Source organism: Plasticicumulans sp. (genome assembly GCF_035331805.1).
GTDB lineage: Bacteria > Pseudomonadota > Gammaproteobacteria > Competibacterales > Competibacteraceae > Plasticicumulans.
Map to the genome: position 1 here is coordinate 1 of NZ_DAOLKE010000174.1, position 7502 is coordinate 7502.

The window sequence follows — 7502 nt, forward strand, 5'->3', positions numbered from 1 at the left end:
CGCTTCGAACCGCGCCCGCCGCCGGCCGACTTCCGCACGCCGGCCGGTCCGCCGACCAGCGTGCGCCCGGCAACCCTGGCGCCGCAGCCGCTCGCGCTCGCCACTGCCGGCACCACCAGCAGCGGCGTGTTCCTGCAGCTCGGCGCCTTCGGTGACCGGCGCAACGCCGAGGCGCTGAAGACCCGCATCGCCGGACGCTTCGCGCAGCCGGTCACCATCGACGGCTCGCGCAACGACGGCCTGCTGCGCGTCAAGATCGGGCCGTTCCAGACCGAGCCCGAAGCCGAGCGCGCGAGCCTGATGGTCGCGAGCCTCGGCCTCGGCCGGCCGCGCATGGTCATCGACTGATGCGTTTGCGCGCCGCAACAATCCGGCCGCCGTCCGGCGGCGGGCGCTAGAATCCGCCCCCGTTTCCTCCGTTTCCCGGTATCGATCTGCCCATGCGCCTGTCCGTCGCTTTGCGATTCCTGTTGTCCTTCGTGCTGCTGTTCGGACCCGGCGCAGCCGCCCTCGCCGTCGATGCCGTGCCCGCCGCCCCGGATCTGCCGGTCCGGGCTTACGTGCTCGTCGACTACGCCAGCGAGAACGTGCTTGCCGGCAAGCTCGCCGACGAACGCATCGAGCCGGCCAGCATCACCAAGCTGATGGCTGCCTACGTGATCTACCAGTCGATCCACGAGGGCAAGCTCAAGCTCGACGATCAGGTGCTGATCAGCGAGAACGCCTGGCGCACCGAAGGCTCGCGCATGTTCGCCGAGGTCAACTCGCGCGTGCCGGCCGATGCGCTGCTGATGGGCATGGTCATCCAGTCCGGCAACGACGCGACCGTCGCACTCGCCGAGCACATCGCCGGCTCCGAGACGACCTTCGTCGACCTGATGAACAAGTGGGCGAAGCAGCTCGGCCTCACACGCTCGCACTTCATGAACGCGACCGGCCTGCCGCATCCGGATCACTACATGACGGCGCACGACATCGCCAAGCTCGCGCGCGCGCTGATCCATGACTTCCCCGAGCAGTACGCGCGCTATGCGATCAAGGAATTCACGTACAACAACATCACCCAGCACAACCGCAACCGCCTGCTGTGGCTCGACCCGAGCGTCGATGGCGTCAAGACCGGCCACACCAGCAGCGCCGGCTACTGCCTCGTGACCTCGGCCAAGCGCGAGCAGGGACGCATGATCGCGGTCGTGCTCGGGGCCAAGGCCGAGAAGGACCGGGTCAGTGCCAGTCAGGCGCTGCTGAACTACGGCTTCAGCTTCTACACGACGCGGCTGATGCACGAGGCCGGTGTGGCGCTGGCCGAACCGCGCGTCTGGCTCGGGGATGCCGAGAAGCTGCCGCTCGGCCTCGCCGAGCCGCTCGGCGTCACGGTGCCCAAGGGCAAGGCCGAGGGCCTGAAGTCCGAGATCCAGGTCGATCCGCAGATCGAGGCGCCGGTCGGCCGCGGTTCGGTGCACGGCAAGGTCGTCGTCACGCTCGATGGCAACACGGTCGCCGAGGCGCCGCTGGTCGCGCTGCAGGACGTGGCCGAGGGCAGCTTCTTCTCGCGGCTGCTCGATCACATCCTGATGCTGTTCCACAAGCTGATCGGCTGACCCCCGCCCCCGCCTGCGGGCGGGGTCACGCCCGCTGGTGATTGCCATGTCCGAAGCGCCGAGCGACTCGCTGCTCGAATTTCCCTGCGACTTCCCGATCAAGGCCTTCGGCGAAGGCGATGATTTCGAAGCCCTGATCGTCGGGCTCGTGCGCACGCACGCGCCCGATCTCGACCCGGCGCGCGTGCGCGTCGCCGCCTCGCGCACCGGCCGCTACATCGCCGTGACCGTCGTCGTGCCGGCGCACTCGCGCGCGCAGCTCGACGCGATCTACCGCGACATCAGCGGCCACGCCCGCGTGAAGATGGCGCTGTGAAGCCGCTGCGCAGCTGGTGGCGGCGCGATCTCGGCCGGCGTTCCTACGCGCCGGTCTACGCGGCGATGAAGGCCTGGACCACGGCGCGCACGGCCGATGCCGGGGACGAGGTCTGGGTGGTCGAACACCCGCCGGTGTTCACGCAAGGCCTCAACGGCAAGGCCGAGCACCTGCTCGCGACCGGCGACATCCCGGTGGTCGCGGTCGATCGCGGCGGGCAGGTCACCTATCACGGGCCGGGGCAGATCGTCGTCTATCCGCTGCTCGACATCGAACGCGCCGGCATCGGCGTGCGCACGCTGGTCGATGCGCTCGAAGGCGCGGTCGTCGACCTGCTCGCCGCGCGCGGCATCGCGGCCTGCGCGAAGCCCGATGCGCCCGGGGTCTACGTCGACGGGCGCAAGATCGCCTCGCTCGGCCTGCGCGTGCGCCGCGGGCGCTGCTATCACGGACTCGCCGTCAACATCGACATGGATCTCGCGCCGTTTCAGCGCATCAACCCCTGCGGTTACGCCGGCCTGCAGATGACACAGCTGTCCGAGCTGTGCGATGATTTCGCGATACAGAAAGCGACGGACGAATTATTGCATTATCTGGCGTCCCGGCTGGGCTTCGCCGATCCGCTGCCGCTTTCGGAACTCCCGACCGCCTTGTCCGAGGACGCCTGAGATGGCCGAGCTGCCCGAACCGACTTCCGAAACCCTTGCCCCCGCCGCGGGCAACGCTCCCGTCCGCCGCGTCACGGTGACCGGCGAGAAGCTGCGTGGCGCCGACAAGGTCGCGCGCATCCCGGTCAAGATCGCCCCGACCACGCTGGAAACGCGCCTGAAGAAGCCGGAATGGATCCGCGCGCGCTTCCCGGGTTCGCCGGAGGTGCAGCGTCTCAAGGGCATCCTGCGCGAGAACCGCCTGCACACGGTCTGCGAGGAAGCCTCGTGCCCGAACCTCGGCGAATGCTTCGGCCACGGCACGGCGACCTTCATGATCATGGGCGACATCTGCACGCGCCGCTGCCCGTTCTGCGACGTCGGCCACGGCCGGCCGAACCCGCTCGATCCGGACGAGCCGCTGAACATGGCACGCACGATCGCGGCGATGGGCCTGAAGTACGTCGTCATCACCTCGGTCGACCGTGATGACCTGCGCGACGGCGGTGCCGCGCATTTCGCCGAATGCATCCGGCGCGCGCGCGAGCTGTCGCCGGCGCTGCAGGTCGAGGTGCTGGTGCCGGACTTCCGCGGCCGCGTCGAGATCGCGGTCGACATCCTCGCCGCCTGCCCGCCCGACGTGTTCAACCACAACCTCGAAACCGTGCCGCGGCTGTACCGCCAGGCCCGGCCCGGCGCCGACTACGAAGGCTCGCTCGATCTGCTCGAAGCCTACAAGGCCCGCCACCCGCAGGTCGCGACCAAGTCCGGCCTGATGCTCGGCCTCGGCGAGGAGCTCGACGAGGTGCGCGCGGTGATGCGTGACCTGCGCGCGCACGGCGTCGACATGCTGACCCTCGGCCAGTACCTGCAGCCGAGCCTGCACCACCTGCCGGTGGCGCGCTACGTGACGCCGGCCGAGTTCGAGCAGCTGCGCGTCGATGGCCTGGAAATGGGCTTCACGCACGTCGCCTCGTCACCGATGGTGCGCTCCTCGTACCACGCCGACCTGCAGGCGAAGGGCGAATTCCCGGGCTGAGCGGCAAGGTCCGCACGGCAGCCAAAGACGAAGGCCGCACACCCTCCCGGGTGTGCGGCCTTCCTTTTGGCTTTTTCTAGTTGTCGTGGAAAGCAGCCCGCGACTGGCGGGCTACGGTTTGCCGGTGCGCTTGCCGGCGGTGTCGCCGATCAGCCCTGCATCGCGATGCAGGCCAGTCGTGCCTTGCGGGCCCGGTAGCTCGCCCAGAGCCAGGGGACTTCCGTGAACGGCACCGACAGGCGGTTGCCGACGTAACGGGCGAATTCACGCTCGGTGAGTTCGCGCCCCAGTTCCAGTTCCGCCCGGCGGACGATTTCGCGCATCTCCTCGTTCATGGTGGGTCTCCTCCTGTCCGGATCTCGCAGCGCGGAAGCGATTCCACGGTGCGCCATCCTGGGGACCATATGTTGCGGCGGTTTGACCGCTCTGTGTATGACGGAACGTTCATGTCCCGTCAGAATGCTGCGGGGGCGTCACCATGACGCCCCCGCGGGTCTGCAGCGCGCCGATGCGCCCGTCAGTCGGCCGGCGCCTGGGCGATGCGACCGGCGCGCAGGTCGATCCAGTCGAGCAGGATCTGCCCGGTCTCGTCGAGGAAGGGATCGGGCCCGTCCTTCTTGGCGTCGCCGGCATCGTCGCTGTCCGGATCGATGACCCGGCCGCGCGCGGTGCGCATGCGGCTCTTGCTGGCTTCCTGATCGGTGCGACGCTTGCTCTCCAGCAGCGATACCGTGGTCTGCTTGCGCAGCGCCATCGACACCTCCAGGTCGTGCTTCAGGTCCTGGTAGGGCTGATCGTGCGGCACGCGCGCCTCGTGCAGGCGCTTCAGTTCAGTGACGCCGTCGCGCACCCGGCCGGCCACCTTGTAGCGGGTCGGCGGGATTTCGTCCCAGGGCAGGGCGTGCTCCTGGGCGCTCTCGCCGACCTCGTCGGTCGCGAAGGCCGGCGGCAGCGCGACATCGGGCAGCACGCCGCGGTTCTGCGTGCTCTCGCCGTTGATGCGGTAGAACTTGGCGATGGTCAGCTTCAGCTGGCCGAGCTTGTCCTTGACCTGCGGCAGGAAGCGGCCGAGATCGATCAGCGTCTGCACCGTGCCCTTGCCGAAGGTCTGCTCGCCGACGAGCACGCCGCGGCCGTAGTCCTGGATCGCCGCGGCGAAGATTTCCGAGGCCGAGGCACTGAAGCGGTCGGTCAGCACCGCGAGATGCCCCGAATAGAACTGCTTCGGATCGGGATCGTTCTCGACCTGTACCTTGCCCTTGGCATCGCGCACCTGCACGACCGGCCCGTCCGCAATGAACAGCCCGGTCAGCTCGACGGCTTCCTGCAGCGAGCCGCCGCCGTTCTGGCGCAGGTCGATGACGATGCCCTCGACGCGCTCGCGCTGCAGCTGCTCGATCAGCCGGCGCACGTCGCGCGTCGTGCTGCGATAGTCGAGGTCACCGCGCTGCGCGGCCGCGAAGTCGATGTAGAAGGTCGGGATCGTGATGACGCCGACCTTGCGCTCGACCCCGTCGCGCACGAAGGTCTTGACCTGACTCTTGGCCGCCTGCTCCTCCAGCTGGATCTTGTTGCGCACGATGCGCACGACCGTGCCCGGACTGCCGGCCGCGGCCTGCGCCGGCACCACCTGCAGGCGCACGACCGAGCCGCGCTGGCCGCGGATCAGGTCGACGACATCATCGAGCCGCCAGCCGACCACGTCGGTCATCGCGCCGTCATCGCCCTGGCCGACCGCGAGGATGCGGTCCTTGGGCCGGATCTGCTTGGACAGGTCGGCCGGACCGCCGGGCACCAGCTCGACGACCACGGTCTGCTCGTCCTCAAGCCGCAGCACCGCGCCGATGCCCTCCAGCGACAGGCGCATCTGGATGTTGAAGTTCTCGGAATTGCGCGGACTCAGGTACGAGGTGTGCGGATCGAAGGCGCCGGTGACGGCGTTCATGTAGATCTGGAACACGTCCTCGGGGCCGGACTGCGCGGCGCGGCGCAGCCGGCCTTCGTAGCGCTTGCGCAGCGTGTCGCGGGCGGCAGCCTCGTCCTTGCCGGCGAGCATCAGGCTCAGCGTCTCGTTCTTCAGGCGCTTGCGCCAGATCTCGTCGAGTTCGGCCGCCGTGCGCGCCCACGGTGCCTTCTTGCGGTCGGCCTCGTAGGTTTCGTCCTTCCTGAAGTCGAACGGCCGCGTCAGCTCCTCGCTGATGCGTCTCGTGCGCTCCAGCAGCCGCTGCTGATAGAGGTTGTAGATCGCGAAGGCAGCATCGAGCCGGCCGTTGCGCAGTTCGTCATCGATCTTGTCGCGATACTGGCCGAGTTCGGCGACATCGCTGGCGAGCAGGAAGCTGTGGCTGAAATCGAGCGCCGACAGGTAATCGTCGAACACCGTCGCCGACAGCGCGCTGTCGATTTTGACCCGCCGGTAGTGGTACTGCGTCAGCAGGCCCGCGACCGTCTTGTCGACGCTCGACTGCACGGTATCGGGCGACAGGTCCGGCAGGGTCTTCGGCAGGGGCGGCAGGGCGTCGCCGACGGTGGCGGCGCAGGCGACGGTGGCAAACGACAGCAGCAGCGCGGCTGCCAGGCTCAGTCGGCACGGGGCCATGCGGGCTGCTCTCATGCAACGTTTCCGTTCGGATGATCGCCGTCGTCGGCGTCCTGGTCATCGTCGTCGTGCCCGGCAGAGCCTTCGGCCTCGGCCGCCGTACTCGCCGCGGCAGCGGCGCTGCTGCTTGCGCCGTGCCGGGAACTGCCGCGCCAGCCGCGCTCGGCCATCGGCGGGCAGACCAGCTGGATGTCGGTGGCGACCGGCTGCTTGCCGCTCGGCTCGGCCAGCGTGAACTCGAACACATGGTGGCGCGACGGCAGGCGCATGACGTTGAAGCCGTCGGGCAGGTTGGAATCATGGAAGAACGCCGTGCGATACGGCGAATCGGGGTCGCGCGAGTCGGTCTTCCAGAGGTACGGCGAGCTGCGCACCAGGAAGCGCATGAAGCCGAAGCTCTTGTTCTCGTCGTGGTGATAGCAGTAGCCACGCACCCGCGAGCCGATCTCGCCCCACGGCACGCCGGTATCCTCGCCGCGCGCCGGCAGCAGGCCGGGGATCAGGAAGCCCGAGACGTACAGGTCGGCCTCGTTGCGCAGGTCTTCCGAGACGTTGTCGAAGCCGATGACCTCGACCCGGCAGCCCTTGTTCTGCAGCGCCCGCACCACCTGCACGAAATCGCCGTCGCCGGTCACGAGCACGACGCGATCGAGATTCTGCGACTGCAGCAGCAGGTCGACGGCCATGTCGAGATCGGCGTTGGCCTTGCCGTAGCGGGTGCCGGACTCGTCCTCGAACCAGCGGACCTTCTTTTCGATGACCTTGTAGCCGAGTTCGCGCAACGCCGCCTGATACGCGCGCATCCGTTCACGGTAGGTGTAGTTGCTGTTGGCCCGATCCTCGTCGAAGGTCAGATAGACATTCAGGCGCAGCGCCTCGGCGTAATCGCGGCAGGCGAATTCACGCAGCACGTCGTACTGCATGCGGCTGCCGCCGTTGCGGGAAATATTGGCGGCGTCGACGTAAACGCCGACGTTGGCGTGAGACTTGATGGTCACGAAGCTACCTCGATGATCCCGCGCCGGTGAGGCCGGCGAAAAGCGGGATACGACAAATGATGACAAAGATGAAGGCGAAACCCTGCAGGCCGGACAGCCCGCCGTGGCTGCATGCCGGCCGATGCGGGCCGGCTGATTGTCGCAGAATCCCCCGGGAACCGCTTGTTCGCAGGACGCCGGATTTCGGCGCCCTTGCCTGCACCGGCCATTCGGTATCTGCACAACTTGCAGCAGCGGTTCCCGGACTTGTCCAGACAGCACGGATGGATCAGCACGACGGCAAGACGCTGATGAGCAAGCCC

The 7502-nt window shown here is 68.1% G+C and carries 9 protein-coding genes; 6 read left to right on the top strand and 3 right to left on the bottom strand.

Annotation, left to right across the window (positions count from 1 at the left end; genetic code table 11):
• The 5 genes from PKE44_RS12285 to lipA all read left to right on the top strand — a co-directional run.
• Window positions 1-348, top strand: a 348-nt coding sequence (locus tag PKE44_RS12285) for an SPOR domain-containing protein (protein ID WP_324551582.1), incomplete at its 5' end; no start/stop codon positions are given.
• Between the two features lie 92 nt (window positions 349-440).
• A complete protein-coding gene (locus tag PKE44_RS12290; protein ID WP_324551584.1) occupies window positions 441-1601 on the top strand; it encodes a D-alanyl-D-alanine carboxypeptidase family protein in 1161 nt (386 codons plus the stop codon).
• Window positions 1602-1647: 46 nt separating this feature from the next.
• Window positions 1648-1917 carry a DUF493 domain-containing protein gene (locus PKE44_RS12295; RefSeq protein ID WP_324551587.1) on the top strand — a complete coding sequence of 90 codons (270 nt, stop codon included), beginning with the start codon at window positions 1648-1650 and terminating at the stop codon, window positions 1915-1917.
• Window positions 1918-1922: 5 nt separating this feature from the next.
• Window positions 1923-2585, top strand: a complete 663-nt coding sequence (gene lipB / locus PKE44_RS12300; protein WP_324551601.1) for a lipoyl(octanoyl) transferase LipB — start codon at window positions 1923-1925, stop codon at window positions 2583-2585.
• 1 nt (window position 2586) lies between these two features.
• Window positions 2587-3603, top strand: a complete 1017-nt coding sequence (lipA, locus tag PKE44_RS12305; RefSeq protein ID WP_324551590.1) for a lipoyl synthase — start codon at window positions 2587-2589, stop codon at window positions 3601-3603.
• A gap of 149 nt (window positions 3604-3752) precedes the next feature.
• On the opposite strand, the gene PKE44_RS12310 is transcribed toward lipA, so the two are convergent.
• The 3 genes from PKE44_RS12310 to PKE44_RS12320 all read right to left on the bottom strand — a co-directional run bounded on the left by PKE44_RS12310 (window position 3753) and on the right by PKE44_RS12320 (window position 7200).
• On the bottom strand, window positions 3753-3938 hold the full coding sequence (locus PKE44_RS12310; protein WP_324551592.1) for a hypothetical protein: 186 nt from the start codon (window positions 3936-3938) through the stop codon (window positions 3753-3755).
• 182 nt (window positions 3939-4120) lie between these two features.
• A complete protein-coding gene (locus PKE44_RS12315; protein ID WP_324551594.1) occupies window positions 4121-6202 on the bottom strand; it encodes a carboxy terminal-processing peptidase in 2082 nt (693 codons plus the stop codon).
• Window positions 6203-6213: 11 nt separating this feature from the next.
• Window positions 6214-7200: an NYN domain-containing protein gene (locus PKE44_RS12320; protein ID WP_324551597.1), complete on the bottom strand. Its 987-nt coding sequence runs from the start codon at window positions 7198-7200 to the stop codon at window positions 6214-6216.
• Window positions 7201-7259: 59 nt separating this feature from the next.
• Here PKE44_RS12320 and PKE44_RS12325 point away from each other — a divergent pair.
• Window positions 7260-7502, top strand: a 243-nt coding sequence (locus PKE44_RS12325) for a hypothetical protein (RefSeq protein WP_324551599.1), incomplete at its 3' end; no start/stop codon positions are given.